Source organism: Kutzneria sp. NPDC051319 (assembly GCF_040682195.1).
Classification (GTDB): Bacteria; Actinomycetota; Actinomycetes; order Mycobacteriales; family Pseudonocardiaceae; genus Kutzneria.
Genome location: NZ_JBFBAM010000015.1, coordinates 135692 through 152929, shown reverse-complemented (window position 1 = coordinate 152929; position 17238 = coordinate 135692). Strand labels below are relative to the sequence as shown.

Genomic DNA, 17238 nt, shown 5'->3' with positions numbered 1-17238 from the left:
GGGGCCGATCGTATGGTCAGTGCCATGGAGTTGAGCACGCGAGTGGGCACCATCGCGGAGACGGTCATCGGCCGCAAGGGCCGGGTGTCCTTCGTGGAGGTGCTGGTCGAACTCGGCTGGGTGCACCAGAAGAACGTGGACAGCTGGCGACGGGGCGAGCTCGACCCGTTGACCAAGGCCATGTCCGTGACCGACGACAAGGTGCTCGAAGCCGCCGAGGCCTTCAATCTCTGGGACCGTCTGCGGTTCCGCCGGACCACCACCCCGCACGTCTCGGCCACCCGCGACCGCCGCCCGCTGCGCTTCACCGCCGACCGCGACATCACGTGGGTGCACCTCCAGTTCGCGCGCGCCGACGCGCGGCCGGCGGCCGACGAGAAGGTGCCGGACCTTGTTGTGCTGGAGGCCAAGGACGAGTTCGAGTGCGAGGAGTGCCGCGCGCACGACCGGTTCATGATGATGGACAGCCAGTCGGCGATCTGCATGGGCTGCGCCGACCTGGACCACCTGGTGTTCCTCAAGGCCGGCAACGCGACACTGAGCCGCCGGGCCCGCAAGGAGAGCGGCCTGGCGGCGATCGTGGTCCGGCCGGATGCCAAGCGCCGCAACCGGATCTGGCGGCTGGGCATCCTCGTCGAGCCGGACGCGCTCGACCGGGCCGAGCAGCAGTGCTTCGACGACGAGGAGCTGCGGGCCCGGCGGCGGGTCAAGGACGCGGAGCGCCGCGAGGTGCTGGACGAGAAGTTCATGGGGCAGTTCGCCGTCGAGATCCGGCTGCTGTTCCCGAAGATCCCGGCCGAGCGGGCCGAGGCCGTCGCCCGGCACGCCGCCGTGCGGGGCAGCGGCCGGGTCGGGCGCTCGGCCGCCGGGCGCGCCCTCGACGAGCGGGCCGTCCGGCACGCCGTCGTCGCTTCCGTACGCCACCTGGACACCGACTACGACGCCCTGCTGATGAAGGGCGTGCCGCGCCAGGAGGCCCGCGACCGGATCTGGGAACGCATCGACGCGGTGCTCACAAGCTGGTCATGACCGCCCTGGTCAGCTCGTCGGCCGGGAAGAACGACTCGATCACCAGCTCGGCCACCGTCACGTCCAGCGGCGTGCCGAAGGTGGCGATGGTGCTGAAGAAGGACAGCACCTGGTCCCCGTGGCGAATGCGCAGTGGCACGATCAGGTTGTTCGGGCCGGGCATCAGCTCGATGTCCGGCTCCTCGTCGTCGCACGGATACGACTTCAGCTCCTGGTACAGCGCGATCAGCTCCGGATCCGCGACCGCGTCGAGCTGACGGCGCAGCTGGCCGAGCAGGTGCGCCCGCCACTCGCCGAGATTCACGATGCGCGGCGCCATGCCGTCGGGGTGCAGCGCCAGCTTCAGCACGTTCGTCGCCGGCCCCATCAGGTGCGGCGCCGCGCCGGCCGTCAGCACCGCCCCGCTGCTGTTGCCGTCCAACAGGTTCCAGTAGCGGTCGACCACCACCGCCGGGTACGGGTCGTGGCCGGTCAGGATCTGTCGGATCGCCAGTTTGACCTGGGCCAGCTCCGGCGCGTCCAGCGACGTCCTCGTGTACACCGGGGCATAGCCGGCCGCCACCAGCAGCGTGTTCCGCTCCCGCAGCGGCACGTCCAGGCGGTCGGCCAGATGCAGCACCATATCCCGGCTCGGCGTCGAGCGGCCGGTCTCCAGGAAGCTGAGGTGCCGGGTCGACACCTCGGCCTGGTTCGACAGCTCCAGCTGGCTCAGCCGGCGCTGCTCCCGCCACTGCCGCAGCAGCTCGCCGACCGGCCGTTGCCTGATCTCCGCCGTCGTCATGCCGGCGACGTTACCCAGGCGAGGTCGGCGAGACCATTACCTTGCACGTAAGGGTCACGCGTTCCCCCAGGTCGGACAGCCACTGCTCCTCTTCGACGATGCGTTGGAGCTCCGGACCCGGGTTGGTGACCTCGGTGAAGCCGCGGTCGCGGTACCAGGGCTCGTTCCAGGGGATGTGGCGGAACGTGGTGAGCGTGACCGCCCTGCCGGCGGCGCGTCGCATGACGGCCGCCAGCAGGGCGGTACCCAGGCCTCGCCACCCGTGATCCGGGTGCACGGCCAGTTGGTGCAGGTGGAGGCCGTCGTCGACCGGGCCCACGTAGGCGAAGCCCCGCGCGGGCCGGCCGATGACCAGCACGTCCTCGGGCGCGGCGACCTGGTCGATGTCCGGGCTCGGCGGGAAGGTGATCCCGTAGGCCTGGAACAGCTGGTCGGCCGCGTCCTCGACGGCCACGAGACCGGCCAGCTCGCCGGCCTCGGCCACCCGCACCTCGATCACTTAACCCTCCACTTGGGACTCCACGAGATCCGCGGCCCGGTGGACTCCACCGCTGTCAACGATTTCCCGTTGGATCTTCTCCAGGTTGGCGGCAATTCCACTGTCCGTGCTGACCTCGTGCAACGCCTGCCGGAGCTGGTCGACGGTCACCTCATCACGCGGAATGTGCCGCCCCAGCCCAAGTTCCTCTATCCGCGGCCCGGTCAGCAACTGGTCGACCGCCTGGGGCACGGCGATCAGCGGCACCCCGTGAGCGAGCGCCTCCATGACACCGCCCATGCCGGCGTGCGTGATGAAGGCACTGGCCGCCGTGAGAATCGACGCCTGCGGAACCCATTGCCGCACAACGAAATTCTCCGGCAGCGGGCCGAGATCGGCCGGGTCGGTGAACCGCCCGACGGACATCTCCACGTGCCAGCCGTTGTCCGCGAACGCGGTCAGGCAGTCACGGAAGAAGTCCGGCCGGTCGGTGTAGGCCGACCCCAGCGAGATCAACAGCACCGGCCGGTCGTCCGGCTTCGACCACATCTCCGGCGAGCCCATCGGCCCCACGAACGTGAAGGCGCCGTCGACCGTCGGCGCGTCGAACTGGAACGACCGCGGCATCGCCACCAGGCACGGCCTCGGCGTCAGCAACTCCTCCGGAAACCCGTACTCCTTGACGTACGCGGCGAAGTCGTCGGCCTTGGAGCCGGGAATCGCGATGTAGCTGGCCGACAGCTGCACCACCGGGATGCCCCAGCGGTCGGCCAGCACCGGCCCCTGGAAGGCGCCGATGTCGCACACGATGACGTCCGGCCGGTCGTCGGCGTAGAGCCGCTCGATCTGCGGCGTGACGGCGTGGTACTCGGTGACGAACATGCGCGTGCCGGCGTCGCCGTCCTCCGGCATGCGCTCCGGGAACGTCGTGGTGTGCAGCAGCGGCGTCGCCCCCGCCTGCTTGACGGCGTCGGCGAACTGGTCGGTGGTGGCGTAGCTGACCCGGTGCCCGCGCGCGACCAGTTCGGTCACCAGCGGCAGGCCCGGGTTGATGTGGCCGTGTTCGGGCACGGCCATGAACGAGATGTGCACGGCAGAACTCCTGCTGAGTTGTCAGACGAGTGGGCGGACGAGATCCACTCGGCACTCAGTGGTAGAGCGGCAGGGTTCCGAAGCAGTACATGGCCCCAGCCTAGCCGTCGACGCCAGCGATTTTCAGGACACCCAGTCCGGCAACGGCTCTCGCGCCGCCAGCCACTCCTCGGGCACGTCCGCGACCAGGGCGACGATGCCGCCGACGATGGCGCTGGTCGTGTCGATGTCGCCGCCGACCTCGACACACGTCAACACGGCCCGGCGGTAGTCGTGGACATGGGTCGCCGCCGCCCACAGCGTGAACGGCACGGTGTCCTGGGCCAGCACGCGCGAGCCGTTGCCGAGTTCGAACGCCACCTCGGCCGCCGACCGGCCCAGCAGCTGCCGGGCCCGCTCCACCCGGCGGCGAACCTCGCTGTCCGGCAGGCGATCCAGCACGGAGTCGAACAGCTCCGGCGCCGTCGGCCGCACCTCGGACAGCCGGCACGCGCCCGTATAGGCCGACGCCAGGGCCACCGCGACGCCGCCCGCGACCCCTTCCGGGTGCATGTGCGTCACCTGGCACGCCCTCGTGGCCTGCTCGACCACCCGGTCCGGATCGTCCGCGTAGAAGGCGCCCAGCGGGGCGATCCGCATCGCCCCGCCGTTGCCGCAGGATCCCGTGCCGCCGAAGGCCGCCCCGGCCGCCGTCGGCCACGGCACGCCGTCGCGGATCCGGTGCAGGATCACCACCGCGCCCGGGCCGTAGCCCCGGTACGGCTCGCACCGGTCCGCGAACAGGCCTGCCAGCTCGTCCTGGTCGATCTCGCCGCGATCCCGCAGTTCCGTGAACACCGTGCAGGCCATCTCGGTGTCGTCGGTCCACTCCCAGCGCCCTGCCGGTATGCGCGGCAGGGCGTTGCCGGGAACGAAGTACTGCGCGCCCAGGGCGTCCCCGACCGACAGGCCGGCCAGGGCGTCACGGGCGAGATCGAGCCTGCTCATCCCCCGCTGCGGCGGTTGGAGTACTGGCGCTGGTGGCCGGTGCTCGCCGTCTTGATGTGCGGGTTGTACGAGACGCCGTTCGTCTTGTTCGCCGCCTTGCCCTTGCTGCGGCGCTCCGCCCGGTTGGGGCGCGCGTCGGCCTGGTCGTCGGCGGCTGCGTCGACGGCCGGCTCGGCCGTCGGGTTCTGGTCGGCATGCTGCTCGGGCATGAGTGTCCTCCTGAGGGTTCGTCACGAAGCTAGGGCAGAAGTCGCGATAGCGCGCTCAGAAGATCATGCCGTTGACGGTACCAGCCGAAACCGCTCCGCGGCACCTGGTTTTCATCCCACCGGGCCGGGCGCCCAGCCGGCGAGGAACTCCTCGAACGTGCGTCGGCCCACCGCGTGGTCCGGAGCCAGGTGGCGGCCCTCCCGATAACCCCGGGCGACGGCCCCCGGCACCGGCACCGAGACCAGCGGCCGACGCTTGCCCGCGCGCATCAGGTAGAGACCGGCCAACTGCCGCACGTCCAGGATCTGCGGGCCACCCATGTCCGCCACCCGCCCCCGCGGCGGCCCCGCCGCTAGCGCCGCTAGCCGATCCGCGACGTCGCCCGTGTCGATCGGCTGGAACCGGAAGCCCGTCGGCAGCGGCATCACCGGCAGCCGCGCGGCCAGGCCCAGGATCTGCGCCACCAGGTCGTGGAACTGCGTCGCGCGCAGGGTCGTCCACGGCAGTCCCGATTCCGCGATCTCCCGCTCCGCCGCCAGCTTCGCCCGGTAGTACGGCATCGGCACGCCCTCGACGCCCACGATCGAGATGTACACCAGGTGCGGCCCACCCGCCCGCTTCGCCGCCTCGATCAGGTTCCGCGTGGCCTCCACGTCGCCCCGGCCGTTCGTGGTCGCGCAGTGCACGATCGCCCTCGCCCCCGCGACCGCCTGGTCGATGTTCGTGCCCTTGCGCAGGTCCACCGACACCGTCGTGTTGCGCCGGCTGATCGACTGCACCTCCGCGCCCCGCTCCGCCAGCCGCTCGACCACCACCTGCCCCAGCCGCCCCGTGCCGCCCGTGACGACGATCTTGCCTCTCATGACCACGGCTCCCTGACACCCGGCTGCCTCACCGACCGCCCCAGCCTGCCAGCGCCCGGCCGCACGGGCACAGCACCCCGGCCCCACGCATCGAGCGGAGCCGTCGGACAGACGATCGATGCAGGCCAGAGCCACCGGCCCCGCCGGGACAACGCATCCGGCCCCGTTCAGGCCAGCAGCCGCTGGACCAGCAGGTCGACGCGGGCGTCGTGCTGGCCGTCGGCGAGGCGGCCGGCGCGGGTCAGGGTGGCCAGGCCGTGCAGGGCGGCCCAGCCGACCTCGGTGAAGGTGCCGATCACGGCCGGGTCCTCGATCACCGCCTCGAAGGCCGCGACGAACTGGCCGAAGGCCTCGCGCAGCACGGGTGGCGAGTCGGGGCGGGCGAAACGAAGGCCGACATCGAGGGTGAACATGGCGTCGTAGAGCGCCGGGTTGGCCTCGGCGAAGCCGAGATAGGCGTCGGCGACGGCGCGGAGCAGCGGGTACGGCTCGACATGGGCGCGGCGGGCCTTCTCGATGGCCACGGACAGCTCGGCGACGCCCTGCTCGGCGACGGCGGCGATGATGGCGTCCTTGTTGGCGAAGTGGCTGTACAGCACCGGCTGGCTGTACTCGATCCGCTCCGACAGCCGACGCGTGGTCACCGCGTCCCAGCCTTCGGCCTCGGCCATCTCCCTGGCCACGCGCAGGATCAGCTCCCGCCGCTCGGCCTTCACCCGCTCACGCCTGCCCGGTTCGCTAGTCACGCTAGAAATTCTAGCACCGCTAGCTTTCCTAGCGCAGCTCCTGCTAGCGTTGCTACGAAACCTAGCAACGCTAGATTCCCGAGAGGATCACCCCTATGTACACCGCAATCGTCGTGCTGGCCGCAGTCCTCGGTGTCGCCGTCATCGGCATGGGCGCCGGCTACCTGCTTGCCCCGGTGACCAACGCCAAGGGCTTCGGCCTGCCGGAATGGCCCGAGGGCACGCTCGCCGCGTGGCTGAACATCAAGGGCATCCGGGACGTGGGCATGGGCGTCGCGATCCTGGTCCTGCTGGCCACCGCCGGCCCGCACGTCATGGGCTGGTATCTGCTGGTCTCGGCCATCGTGCCCCTCGGGGACTGGCTCATCATCCTGCGCCACAAGGGATCCAAGGCCGTGGCGTTCAGCGTGCACTTCTCCACCGCCGTGGTGGTCGCCGCCGTGGCCGCCGCGCTGTTACTGCTCGGCTGAGGGTGCGGCGTCGAGCAAAACCGTCTTGCTCTCCAGGAACGGCCGCAGCCATTCGGTGCCGCCTTCGCGGCCGATGCCGGACTGCTTCACCTCGCCGAAGGAGATCGTGGCGTCGGTGCGCACGCCGTTGTGACCGACGGTTGCCGGAGCGCAGCCGCCGCGCGACGGCGTAGGCCCGGTCCACGTCGTTGGTGTAGACGGAGGCGTTGAGCCCGTACACGGTTGGCCTTGGCCACGGCGTCGTCCTCGCCGTCGGCGGGAATCACGCACAGCACGGGCCCGAAGATCTCCTCCTGGGCGATCACCGAGCGGTTGTCGACGTCGGCGAACACCGTCGGATCAAAGTAGAAGCCCCGGTCCAGCCCGGCCGGCCGCCGCCGGTGACCAGGCCAGCACCCCGACCAGCTCCTCCTGCCGCGGCCGGTCCACGCGGCCGATGGCGTTGGAGCCGGTGAAGCTGACGTTGTCCACCCGCGGATCGCGGACCAGCGCGGCATCTTGAGCACCACGGTGCAGCCGGCCAGCAGGGCCGGGCTCGTCTTATACGCGCCGGTCAGGCCCGGGCCGTTCCACGGCACGATCGCCGCGACCACACCCACCGCCTCCTGCAAGCAGGCCCCCACCCCGCCGCCACCGGTCGGACGGGGCACGTCGTGCTCGACGAACGGGAACATGGCGGCCATGTCGGCGTACGCCTCGAAGACGGTCCGGACGCCAGCGGCAGGTCGTCCCTGCATCGGCGCTCGGGTATCCGGTGGAACGTTCCCGGGCGATCTCCACCACGGCCCGGGCCGGCATCCCTTGCGGCACGCCGGACATGTACAGCCACGCGTGGAAGATCACACTGGACCACTGGCACGAAGCCACAGCGCGTACGCTTGCCGTCATTGGACGTCAGCAGCAGATATCGTTCCCGGTAAAGGGGAATCGCCATGTTTCCGGGTTCGCCACTGTCCACATAGGTCATCGCGATGTCCAGCTCGAACTCCGCCGGCCGGCGCGTGATCTCCCGTGACGGCAACGACTCCAGCGTGATCCGGGCATGCGGGTGCCGTCGACGGAACGACGTGGTCGGCAGCGGCGCCACGGTCAGCGCGGCCGCCCGGGCGAAGTGCGCTCACGGGCGAGCGCGACCAGGTATTCCAACTGACGCAACAGCACGGCTCAGCGTGGCGTGTGACCGGGTCCTGGTGCTACTCCAGGGGAGTAGCGTCGCCGGCATGGAATACCTCCGGTTGGGCAAGAGCGGGCTGTCGGTGTCCAAGGTCGTGCTGGGCTGCATGAGCTTCGGCGATCCGGGCGCCGGCACCCACAGGTGGTCATTCGGCGTCGACGAGTCGCGGCCGTACTTCAAGCAGGCCATCGAGTCCGGCGTGACCACCTTCGACACCGCCAACGTCTACAGCCTGGGCGCCAGCGAGGAGATCACCGGACAGCTGCTCAAGGAGTTCGCGAAGCGGGACGAGGTGGTCATCGCCACCAAGGTCCGCGGGATGATGGGCCCCGGCCCCAAGGGCGTCGGCCTGTCCCGCGCCGCGATCTTCGCCCAGGTCGACGCCAGCCTGCGCCGTCTGGGCACCGAGTACATCGACCTCTACCAGATCCACCGGTACGACGCCGACGTGCCGATCGAGGAGACCATGGAGGCGCTGCACGACGTGGTGAAGGCCGGCAAGGCCCGCTACCTCGGCGCGTCCTCGATGTGGACCTGGCAGTTCGCGCAGATGCAGCACGCCGCCGATCTCCACGGCTGGACCCGGTTCGTGTCGATGCAGAACCAGTACAACCTGCTCCAGCGCGAGGAGGAGCGGGAGATGTTGCCGTACTGCCTGGACCAGGGCGTCGGCGTCATCCCCTGGAGCCCGCTGGCCCGCGGCCGGCTGACCAGGCCGGCCGACGCCGACGGCACCGCCCGCAGCGACACCGACGGCTTCACCAAGATCCTCTACGACAAGACCGCCGAGGCCGACAAGGCCATCATCGACGCGGTCGGGGCCATCGCCGAGGAGCGCGGCGTGAACCGGGCCCAGGTGGCGCTGGCGTGGATGATGGGCAAGCCCGCCGTCACCGCGCCGATCGTCGGCACCACCAAGCCGCACCACCTCACCGACGCCGTCGCCGCCGTCGACCTCAAGCTCAGCGCCGACGAGGTGCAGCGGCTGGAGGAGCACTACACCGCCCGCCCCGCTTCGGGGTTCTGACCGCTGCCCGACTGTGTCGGCTCGGACGGCCAGGTCCCAGCACCTGGCCTTCCGGGCAACCCATAATGGATCCATGGCCGAGTTCAGCCGCGACTCGCGGTACATCACCACCCGGATCACCGCCGACGGCCGGGACGGCTACCCCGTCGAGCCGGGGCGTTACCGGCTCGTGGTCGCACGGGCCTGCCCGTGGGCCAATCGCCTGATCATCGTGCGCCGCCTGCTCGGGCTGGAGGACGTGCTGTCCATGGGCATCTGCGGGCCCGTGCACGACGAGCGCAGCTGGACGTTCGACCTCGATCCCGGTGGCGTGGATCCCGTGCTGGGCATCGAGCGGATCCAGGACGCCTACTTCAAGCGGTTCCCCGGCTACGAGCGCGGCATCACCGTGCCGGCCATCGTGGACGTGCCCACCGGCGAGGTCGTCACCAACGACTTCGCCCAGATGAGCATCGACCTCTCCCTGGAGTGGACGGCTTTCCACCGCGCCGGCGCGCCGGTGCTGTACCCGGCCGAGCTGCGGGCCGAGATCGACGAGGTCAACGACGTCGTCTACCGGGACGTCAACAACGGCGTCTACCGGGCCGGCTTCTCCAGCGACCAGGACGCGTACGACAAGGCCTACCGGCGGCTGTTCGACCGCCTCGACTGGCTCAGCGACCGCCTGGCCGGGCAGCGCTACCTCGTCGGCGACACCATCACCGAGGCCGACGTCCGCCTGTTCACCACCCTGGTCCGCTTCGACGCCGTCTACCACGGGCACTTCAAGTGCAACCGCAGCAAGCTCGACGAGATGCCCGTGCTGTGGGCCTACACCCGGGACCTGTTCCAGACCCCCGGTTTCGGCGACACCATCGACTTCGTGCAGATCAAGCAGCACTACTACGAAGTGCACCGCAACATCAACCCCACCGGCATCGTCCCCGCCGGCCCCGACCTCCGCAACTGGCTCACCCCGCACGGCCGCGCCGACCTCGGCGGCCGCCCCTTCGGCGACGGCACCCCTCCCGGCCCGCCCCTGCCCGCCGAGGTCGTGCCCCCGGCCAACGGTCCCGCAGCGGCCTGATTGTGGTTGGGAAGGGGGCTTTCCTCCACTCGGAGTGTGGGAAAGCCCCCTTCACGGCTTCAAAACCGGTCGGCCAGGACGTCGCGGGAGACGTCAGCCAGCGTCGTCGCGGCCAGTTCCCGACGGAGCGTCTCCTCGACGCCGCCGTACACCCGCTCCATGGCCGGCCGGATGCCCGCGCCGACCGGGCAGCCCTGGTTCGGCGTGGCCTTGTGCAGGGCGAACAGCGGTCCCGGCTCGATCGCCGTGTAGACGTCCAGCAGGGTGATCTCCGCCAGCGGCCGGGCCAGGCGCCAGCCCGCGCCGGCGCCGCGCCGGGACTCGACCAGGCCGGCGGCGCGGAGCTGGCTGACCAGGCGGCGGATGACCACCGGGTTGGTGTTGACGCTTTCCGCGACCTGCTCGGACGTGGACAGCGTGGCCCCGAGCCGCTGGTGGAGATCCATCCAGACCAGCGCGTGCGCGGCGATGGTCAGCCTGCTGTTGGCGGTCACAGTCGTAACCATATCTGTTACATTTGGCGCGGGCAAACCCTGGAGGACCCGATGAGCCTGCGCCAGTACGAGTACGCACTCGCCATCGCCGAGGAGGGCTCGGTGACGGCGGCGGCCGAGCGCCTGCGGGTGGCCCAACCGTCGGTGTCCCAACAGATCCGCAGCCTGGAGCGCGAACTGGGCGTGGACCTGTTCGCCCGCACGCCGCAGGGGCTGGTGCCGACGGTGGTCGGGCGGGCCTTCCTCCGCGAGGCCGAGATCGCCGTCACGGCTTCGCGGCGCGCCCGCGCGGCGGCCCTGGCCGGCGCGGCGGAGCTCACCGGCGAGCTGACGGTCGCCGTCGAACTCGGGCTGGGGTTCGACCGCATGCCCCGGGCGCTCGCCGCTTTCCGGCGGGAATTCCCCGGCGTCGAGGTCACCGTGCACGACGAGGCCGACATCGAACGCCTGGCCCGTGCCGGCACCCTCGACCTCGGGCTGGTCAGCCACACCGCGCCGAACTGCCCGTGCGTGCCGCACCTGGTCGACGAAGAACGGCTCGTGGTCGCCCTCGGACACAGTCACCCGCTGCTGGCGTCCTCACGCCTGCGCATGGCCGACCTCGCCGGCGACCCGTGGGTGCAGTACGCGCACGGCAGCACCATGGACGAGATCGTCACCCGGGCGATCAAAGACGCCGGCGTCACCGTCACGACTGCCGCAAGGGCGCCCAGCGTCGACTCCGCGCTGCGCCTGGCCGCTTGGGGCCTCGGGGTGGCGATCGTGCCCGAGGCCGCCGTGCCGGAGGCCTGCCGGCACCTGACGCGGCCCCTGGACCCGGCGCTCTCCCGACCGCTTTTCGCCACCGTTCGCGCGAATCCCGGGCCCGCCGAGGCGGCATTGCTCAGGCATCTTCTCGCGGTATAGCCAACACCTATAGGAGGCAGCAACTTCCCGTCTTTGACCCGCCATCAAACGGCTCCTAACGTCGATGACATGACAATCCAAGGAAAGCGCGCACTCGTTACCGGCGGCAGCCGTGGCATCGGCGCGGACATTGTCCGTCAACTACTCGACGCCGGCGCGAAGGTGCTCACCACGGCCCGGTCGGCCACCGCGACCGTGCCGGAGGGAGCCGCCTTCGTCGAGGCCGACGTGCGCACCCAGCAGGGTGCGGCCGCCCTGGTGGCGGCGGCCAACCAGGAGCTCGGCGGCATCGACATCCTGATCAACAACGCCGGCGCCGGCCGGGCGTTTCCCGGGGGCGCGACCACCATCCCCGACGAGGAATGGCAGGATTCGCTCGACATCAACTTCCTTTCATCGGTTCGGCTGAATTCCCTGGTTCTGCCGCAGATGAAGGAACAGCGATCGGGTTCCATCGTGCACATCTCGTCGGTCGTCGCCTTCGCGCCGATCGGCCCGCTGCTCCATTACGCCGCCGCCAAGGGCGCCTTGGACACCTACAGCCGGGGCCTGGCCATCGAGGTCGCGCCCTTCGGCATCACCGTCAACGCCATTTCACCCGGCAATATCGCCACCCCCGGCGGCGACCGCGCCCGCGACGAGATGTCGGCCGGCGGCTCGATCGCCCCCGTCGGGCGCACCGGCGCGCCGGCCGACATCGCCAACCTGGTGACGTTCCTGGTGTCCGAGCGGGCCGAGTGGATCACCGGCCAGCGCTTCACCGTGGACGGCGGCGAGTTCCCGTACCGCTAGCCGATGGCCGCGCGCAGGCAGTCGAGCGGATCGGCGGCGTGGTACGGCCGTTCCGAAGGCTCGATGCCTTGCAGGAACGCGTCGTACACCGCCGCCCCGCGCAGGCTTCCGAGCGGGCGCTTGAGTTCGAGCGCCCGCTCCGGCTCACAGCCCGGAATCCGTTGGCGCCACAGGGAACACCAGCGCGCGTTGAGCTTCGGCTCGTCGCGGGCGTCCAGCGCCGGGTGGCCGATGACGCTGTCGGTCCAGTCCAGGATCACCCTGCGCACGCCGTCCGATCGGACGTTGCCCGGGTGGAAGTCGCCGTGCACCAGGCTGTCCGGAATGCCGCAGTCGGCCAGGTTCCCGAACCGCTCCGGCAGGCCCGCCACCAGCTTGCCCAGCTCGTCCCGCTCGTGCGTGGTCAACTGATCCGCGTACTTGTCGGCTGCTTGCGTCACGCGCTCGATGAACGGATCCGTCCGCCAGTCCGGCACTCCCAGACCGGCCAGCTCGTCCACATGCTCGACCGCCATCGACTGGATCTCGAACAGATCCTCCATCATGGCGGCGATTTCCTCCGGCTCCGCGTCGTAGCGATCCGTGCCCGGCACGTCCGCCAGCAGCATCCGGCCGGCGTCCGCCTTGAGCAGGCCCGGCACCAGCGTCGGCACCCGTTTCCCCAGCCAGGCCAGCACGATCGGCTCCTGCCGCAGGAACGGCGGCACTTCCTTCAGCCACGCCCCGTCCAGTCGCCACACCGACGACAGGTTCCAGGTCCGTTGCTGCACACCGGTTCCCACTCCCGCCCAACGCAGCGACGCCGCCGGCCCACCGGGTTGCGCCCACGTCATCCGCAGCGGATGCGGCGTCAACCAGTTTTCCTGTAGCGGCCCCAATTCCAGCAGCGGGCCGTCGTACTCCGCCAGGTACGTCACCGCTCCCCCGTGCGGCTGCGGCCTTTCCGCCGCCACCAGCCTCAGCACCGTCACCTCGATGCCGAACTCCTTACGGGCCCCCGCCACCACCGGCGCCACTTCTTGCCACCACTGCGGTTCCACCTCGTACGGCCGCGTCGTCCCCAGCGGCGTCCCGTCCGGCGTCACCAGCGCCAGCGTGACCGTGCGTCCCATCAGATCAGTCCCAATCCCGGCCGAAGCGGGCCGGCTCGTCCGCGTGCTCGATGCGCTGCGACCATTCCGCCGGCCAGCACTCGAAGCCGTGCGCGGCACCCATGAACGCCCCGGCCAGGCAGGCGATCGAGTCCGAGTCGCCCGCAGTCGTCGCCGCCCGGGCCAGCATGTCCACCGGCTCGTCCGGGAACAGCAGGAAGCAGTGCACCGCCGTCGCCAGCGCCTCCTCGGCGATCCAGCCCTCTCCCGTGCGCAGGCACGGATCCTCGTCACGGTCCGGCGCTGCAAGGGCGGCCTTCAGTGCGTCCACCGCCTCCAGGCACTCATCCCATCCGCGGGCGATGAAGTCCGTCGGGCTGTCCACCCCCGGCCGCGCCCACAGGTCGGCCAGCCAGTCCCCGTGATACACCGTCCGCTGCTCGAAACACCGCTCCCGCAACGCATCCGGCAGCTCCGCCGGCCGCATTCCGTTACGCAGCCAGTGAATCGCGAAGGCCGTCAGATCACTCGCCGCCAACGCCGTCGGATGCCCGTGCGTCAGCGCCGCCTGGAACTGCGCCGCGGCCGCTCTCTCCACCTCGCCGAGGCCCGGCATCAGCCCCATCGGCGCCACCCTCATGTTCGCGCCGCAGCCCTTCGACGTCTCCCCCGTCGCCTTGCGCCACGCCAGGCCCGAGGCCAGGAGTTCGCACGCCCGCAGGCACGTCATGCCCGGCGCTCGGTTGTTCTCCGGGCTGTCCACCCACTCCACGAACTGCTCCCGCAGCGCCTTCTCCAGCGCTCCCGGCTCCAGCGGGCCTTTCGCCGGCATCGCCCTCGCCACCGCCAGCGTCATCTGGGTGTCGTCCGTGATCAGCGCCGGATCCCCCACCAGCTCCAGCGGGCCCCGCTCCCCGTACCTCCGCACGATCTCCGCCACCGACAGAAACTCCGTCGGCGCCCCCATCGCGTCCCCGTAGGCCAGGCCGAACAGGCTTCCCGTCGCTTTCACACCCTGATTCTCACACCCCGGCCAACCGGTATTTCCTCGTCACCCGGCGTCGTCGGCGGCGAGCAGCGCGCGGAGCGACTTCTCCATCGCCGCCCGTTCCCTGACCGACAGGACGGCGGCCATCCGCTGCATGTTGGCGGCATGCTCGGTCAGGGCCTCGTCGATCAACTCCCGCCCGCGTTCGGTCAGCGCCACGACAAAACTGCGGCGGTCGGCCGGATCCAGCGTGCGCTCCACCAGGCCGGTGGCCTCCAGGCCGTCCAGGCGCTTGGTCATGCCGGAGCGGGACATCATCAGCGCGTCGGCCAGATCCGACGGCATCGCCGGGCCCGCGCGGCGCAGCGCCGTCAGCACGTCGAACTCGCCCGCTCGCATGCCGTGGGCCGCGCACCACCGCTCCATGAACGCCGTCAGGCCGGCCGAGAGCTGCATGATCCGGCCGAACACCCCGAGCGCCGAGAGGTCCAGGTCCGGCCGCTCGCGCCGCCACTGCTCCAGGATCCCGTCGATCGCGTCGTCCACCCGGCCATCCTAGTTCACCAGACGATAGTTCTCTGGCGAATTATCCTCCGGCGAACTATCCTGACCGCATGACACTCGTTCGCGGCGCTGAAGCCGAGGTGCTGGGCACCGACCACGCGATGATCCGCCTGCTCGCCGACGGCCGGGACACCGACGGCGCCGTCAGCGCCAGCCGCACCACCCTCGCCGCCGGCGTCGACGGTCCGCCGCCGCACTTCCACCGCGGCTCCGCCGAGATCTTCTTCATGCTCTCCGGCTCCCTCCAGGCGTTGGCCGGCGACCGCGTCGTCACCCTCGACACCGGCGACTTCCTTGTCGTGCCCCGACTCATGCCCCATGCCTTCGGCGCCGTCGCCTCGTCCGCCGACGTGCTGATCCTCTTCGCCCCCGGCATGCTCGACCGGCTCGACTACTTCCGCCTCGGCGACCGTGTCCTCAAAGGACAGGCCGACCCCCGTGAACTCCTGGCCACCCAGGACCGCTTCGACAACCACTTCGTCGAAAGCCCGCTCTGGCAACAGGTCCGCGCCTAGACTCCCCTCGGTGCAGATCGTCACCACCCGCGACCGTCTCGACCTCACCGGCGACGCCATGGCCCCTCTCCGCGCGGCCTGGCCCACCTTCGCCCTGCACGATCCCGTCTCCATCGAGTACCGCGACGCCTTCGAGGCGTGCTTCCCGCAGTACGACGTGCTTCTCGTCGACAACGACCAGGTCCTCGCCAACGCCGCCGCCGTCGCCCTCCGCTGGAACGGCTCCGTCGCCACCCTCCCCGCCGGCTACGACGGCGCCGTCGTCCAGTCCGTCACCGAGCACCACGCCGGCGTCCCCGCCGACACCCTGTGCATCATGTCCGCCACCGTCCACCCGTCCCACCTCGGCCGGGGCCTCGCCGCCATGGCCCTTACCGCCCTACGCGACCGCGCCGCCCAGGCCGGCCTCCCCCGCGTGATCGTCCCCGTGCGCCCCACCCTCAAGGCCGGCTACCCCTTGACCCCCATGGCCGACTTCCTCACCTGGCTCCGCCCCGACGGCCTCCACCTCGACCCGTGGATCCGCACCCACCAACGCCTCGGCGCCACCATCCTCGCCCCCGCGCCCCGCTCCATGGTCGTCACGGGAACCGTTGCCGAATGGGAGAAGTGGACCGCCATGGCCTTCCCTCAGACCAGCTCCTACGTCGTCCCCGGCGCCCTGGACCTCGTCCACATCGACCGCACGCTCGACCGGGGCCACTACGAGGAAACCAACCTCTGGATGCAGCACCACTGAGCCGACCGCCGCGCCGAGGGCAGGCGGTGGACGTCGCTTCTATTCGCGCCCTCGACGTCGTTGGTGCTTGTTCAGTCGATAGGCGTCGACGGCCTTGCGTGAACTGCGCCAGACGCCGTCCACTCCCTGAACCGCGTCCAGCCGGCCTCGCTGTGCCGCTTGCCGCAGTGCCGCCAACGAGAACTCCTCGTCCACCAACGCCGCCAGCGGCACCAACCGCGCAGGGCCGGCAACATTGGGCACGATGAAACGGTTGAGATTGTCGTACATCGCACGGGCGATCAATTCCCCCAGCGCACCGTAGTCGCCGGCGTCAGCACGCTGCATCGCCGTCAGGTACATGTCACGCTGGCGCTTGAAGATGACCACTGGCGGGTAACCCAGCCTGACCAGGACGAGATTCAGGATCAACCGTCCCGCACGGCCGTTGCCGTCGATGAACGGGTGTATCCGTTCGAAGGTGTTGTGCAGTCGGGCAAGCTCCTCCACCAGCGGACGACCGAGGTCTTCACCCGAGTGAATCCGTCGGCCCGCGACGCACACGTCGTCGACCCACTGCTGGCTCTGCGCCGCGACAAGCGGCCACGACGGTGGCTTCATACCCGCCGAGAACGGCTGGATGTCGTGCTCTCGAAAGTTGCCGGGCCCTTCACGGCCGGTCGCATCCTGATGCGGAGCGATGTCCCACACCGGGGTCATCGCCGTGTGATGGACCTGCCGGACCTCACCGATCGTCAACAGCCTGCCGTCGTGCCACTCCGCCGGCTCCAGAGCCTGGCCGTAGACCCACTTGGCCGCGTCCGCGTAACCGCGGACCTCGTTGTACTCCCGCAGCGACTTGGCTCCGACAGCACGGCCGGAGTCGAGCAGCGCCTCGACTTCACGCAGGACAAGCGTGTTGCCCTCAAGCGCGGTCGAGTGGTGGGCTTCCTGGTGCCAGATGTCGTCCCAGATGGCCTGGGCTTCCTTGGGGTTCGGCAGTCCGCCGTAACGTTGGTTGAGCTCAGCCATCGCCCGGTCAAGCCGCTCATAGACGCTGGCGCGGCTAGGACGCCCCCTGCCAACCACAACACACCCCAAAGTTGATACATCCAATGAATACCTAATTGAACTTATCAACTTTGCGGAGCGTGCAGTACCTGCCATCACGTCATCCACCCGATGAGGTGGATGACGTGATGGTCACCGGTCGTCACCGCGGCCGGGGCGTGGGTGGCACAATCGCT

General features: G+C 70.2%; 22 protein-coding genes and 1 pseudogene. 8 read left to right on the top strand and 15 right to left on the bottom strand.

Annotated elements, in window-relative coordinates:
• Positions 1 to 24: 24 nt before the first annotated feature.
• Positions 25 to 1029, top strand: a complete 1005-nt coding sequence (locus AB0M73_RS18185; RefSeq protein ID WP_363891758.1) for a DUF2293 domain-containing protein — start codon at positions 25 to 27, stop codon at positions 1027 to 1029.
• Here the strand turns inward: AB0M73_RS18185 and AB0M73_RS18180 are convergent.
• The 7 genes from AB0M73_RS18180 to AB0M73_RS18150 form a co-directional block, all read right to left on the bottom strand.
• Positions 1013 to 1810 (bottom strand): helix-turn-helix transcriptional regulator, encoded by a 798-nt coding sequence (locus tag AB0M73_RS18180; protein ID WP_363891757.1) that lies wholly within the window; start codon positions 1808 to 1810, stop codon positions 1013 to 1015. The two genes, AB0M73_RS18185 and AB0M73_RS18180, sit on opposite strands and share 17 nt — an antisense overlap.
• Positions 1811 to 1820: 10 nt before the next feature.
• Complete coding sequence (locus tag AB0M73_RS18175; protein WP_363891756.1) at positions 1821 to 2309, bottom strand: GNAT family N-acetyltransferase; 489 nt, start codon at positions 2307 to 2309, stop codon at positions 1821 to 1823.
• Positions 2310 to 3380 carry a macrolide family glycosyltransferase gene (locus tag AB0M73_RS18170; protein WP_363891755.1) on the bottom strand — a complete coding sequence of 357 codons (1071 nt, stop codon included), beginning with the start codon at positions 3378 to 3380 and terminating at the stop codon, positions 2310 to 2312. It lies immediately after the preceding gene.
• 123 nt (positions 3381 to 3503) lie between these two features.
• On the bottom strand, positions 3504 to 4367 hold the full coding sequence (locus AB0M73_RS18165; RefSeq protein ID WP_363891754.1) for an ADP-ribosylglycohydrolase family protein: 864 nt from the start codon (positions 4365 to 4367) through the stop codon (positions 3504 to 3506).
• Positions 4364 to 4576, bottom strand: a complete 213-nt coding sequence (locus tag AB0M73_RS18160; RefSeq protein ID WP_043723743.1) for a hypothetical protein — start codon at positions 4574 to 4576, stop codon at positions 4364 to 4366. The genes AB0M73_RS18165 and AB0M73_RS18160 overlap by 4 nt, the downstream gene beginning before the upstream one ends.
• 111 nt (positions 4577 to 4687) lie before the next feature.
• Positions 4688 to 5440: an NAD(P)H-binding protein gene (locus AB0M73_RS18155; RefSeq protein ID WP_363891753.1), complete on the bottom strand. Its 753-nt coding sequence runs from the start codon at positions 5438 to 5440 to the stop codon at positions 4688 to 4690.
• A 167-nt stretch (positions 5441 to 5607) separates the two neighbouring features.
• Complete coding sequence (locus AB0M73_RS18150) at positions 5608 to 6186, bottom strand: TetR/AcrR family transcriptional regulator (RefSeq protein ID WP_363891752.1); 579 nt, start codon at positions 6184 to 6186, stop codon at positions 5608 to 5610.
• Positions 6187 to 6281: 95 nt separating this feature from the next.
• Between AB0M73_RS18150 and AB0M73_RS18145 the strand changes: the two genes are divergently transcribed.
• Complete coding sequence (locus AB0M73_RS18145) at positions 6282 to 6656, top strand: DUF4267 domain-containing protein (RefSeq protein WP_363891751.1); 375 nt, start codon at positions 6282 to 6284, stop codon at positions 6654 to 6656.
• Here AB0M73_RS18145 and AB0M73_RS18140 read toward each other — a convergent pair.
• The 3 genes and pseudogenes from AB0M73_RS18140 to AB0M73_RS18130 form a co-directional block, all read right to left on the bottom strand.
• Positions 6642 to 6779, bottom strand: coding sequence for a hypothetical protein (locus AB0M73_RS18140; protein WP_363891750.1), 138 nt, complete (start codon positions 6777 to 6779; stop codon positions 6642 to 6644). The genes AB0M73_RS18145 and AB0M73_RS18140 overlap by 15 nt on opposite strands.
• Positions 6743 to 7393: an aldehyde dehydrogenase family protein gene (locus AB0M73_RS18135; protein WP_363891749.1), complete on the bottom strand. Its 651-nt coding sequence runs from the start codon at positions 7391 to 7393 to the stop codon at positions 6743 to 6745. Before AB0M73_RS18135 ends, AB0M73_RS18140 begins: the two co-directional genes overlap by 37 nt.
• Positions 7394 to 7551: 158 nt before the next feature.
• Positions 7552 to 7743: pseudogene (locus tag AB0M73_RS18130) on the bottom strand (LysR substrate-binding domain-containing protein); the annotation flags it as partial.
• A 133-nt stretch (positions 7744 to 7876) separates the two neighbouring features.
• On the opposite strand from AB0M73_RS18130, the gene AB0M73_RS18125 reads away from it, so the two are divergent.
• Positions 7877 to 8857, top strand: coding sequence for an aldo/keto reductase (locus tag AB0M73_RS18125; RefSeq protein WP_363891748.1), 981 nt, complete (start codon positions 7877 to 7879; stop codon positions 8855 to 8857).
• A gap of 73 nt (positions 8858 to 8930) precedes the next feature.
• A complete protein-coding gene (locus AB0M73_RS18120) occupies positions 8931 to 9923 on the top strand; it encodes a glutathione S-transferase C-terminal domain-containing protein (RefSeq protein WP_363891747.1) in 993 nt (330 codons plus the stop codon).
• Between the two features lie 59 nt (positions 9924 to 9982).
• On the opposite strand, the gene AB0M73_RS18115 is transcribed toward AB0M73_RS18120, so the two are convergent.
• Positions 9983 to 10417 carry an Rrf2 family transcriptional regulator gene (locus AB0M73_RS18115; RefSeq protein WP_363891746.1) on the bottom strand — a complete coding sequence of 145 codons (435 nt, stop codon included), beginning with the start codon at positions 10415 to 10417 and terminating at the stop codon, positions 9983 to 9985.
• A gap of 51 nt (positions 10418 to 10468) precedes the next feature.
• Here AB0M73_RS18115 and AB0M73_RS18110 point away from each other — a divergent pair, with 51 nt between their 5' ends.
• Positions 10469 to 11323: a LysR family transcriptional regulator gene (locus tag AB0M73_RS18110; RefSeq protein ID WP_363891745.1), complete on the top strand. Its 855-nt coding sequence runs from the start codon at positions 10469 to 10471 to the stop codon at positions 11321 to 11323.
• A 69-nt stretch (positions 11324 to 11392) separates the two neighbouring features.
• A complete protein-coding gene (locus AB0M73_RS18105; protein ID WP_363891744.1) occupies positions 11393 to 12115 on the top strand; it encodes an oxidoreductase in 723 nt (240 codons plus the stop codon).
• On the opposite strand, the gene AB0M73_RS18100 is transcribed toward AB0M73_RS18105, so the two are convergent.
• Genes AB0M73_RS18100 through AB0M73_RS18090 form a run of 3 tightly spaced genes read right to left on the bottom strand, consistent with a single transcriptional unit; the run spans position 12112 to position 14740 of the window.
• Complete coding sequence (locus AB0M73_RS18100) at positions 12112 to 13227, bottom strand: aminoglycoside phosphotransferase family protein (RefSeq protein ID WP_363891743.1); 1116 nt, start codon at positions 13225 to 13227, stop codon at positions 12112 to 12114. The genes AB0M73_RS18105 and AB0M73_RS18100 overlap by 4 nt on opposite strands.
• Before the next feature lie 4 nt (positions 13228 to 13231).
• Complete coding sequence (locus tag AB0M73_RS18095; RefSeq protein ID WP_363891742.1) at positions 13232 to 14218, bottom strand: ADP-ribosylglycohydrolase family protein; 987 nt, start codon at positions 14216 to 14218, stop codon at positions 13232 to 13234.
• A 39-nt stretch (positions 14219 to 14257) separates the two neighbouring features.
• Positions 14258 to 14740 carry a MarR family transcriptional regulator gene (locus tag AB0M73_RS18090; RefSeq protein WP_043723714.1) on the bottom strand — a complete coding sequence of 161 codons (483 nt, stop codon included), beginning with the start codon at positions 14738 to 14740 and terminating at the stop codon, positions 14258 to 14260.
• Between the two features lie 68 nt (positions 14741 to 14808).
• On the opposite strand from AB0M73_RS18090, the gene AB0M73_RS18085 reads away from it, so the two are divergent.
• Together AB0M73_RS18085 and AB0M73_RS18080 are read left to right on the top strand one after the other, a co-directional pair.
• Complete coding sequence (locus AB0M73_RS18085; protein ID WP_363891741.1) at positions 14809 to 15273, top strand: cupin domain-containing protein; 465 nt, start codon at positions 14809 to 14811, stop codon at positions 15271 to 15273.
• A 10-nt stretch (positions 15274 to 15283) separates the two neighbouring features.
• On the top strand, positions 15284 to 16012 hold the full coding sequence (locus AB0M73_RS18080; RefSeq protein WP_363891740.1) for a GNAT family N-acetyltransferase: 729 nt from the start codon (positions 15284 to 15286) through the stop codon (positions 16010 to 16012).
• A gap of 39 nt (positions 16013 to 16051) precedes the next feature.
• On the opposite strand, the gene AB0M73_RS18075 is transcribed toward AB0M73_RS18080, so the two are convergent.
• Positions 16052 to 17023 carry a Fic family protein gene (locus AB0M73_RS18075; RefSeq protein ID WP_363891739.1) on the bottom strand — a complete coding sequence of 324 codons (972 nt, stop codon included), beginning with the start codon at positions 17021 to 17023 and terminating at the stop codon, positions 16052 to 16054.
• Between the last annotated feature and the right edge of the window lie 215 nt (positions 17024 to 17238).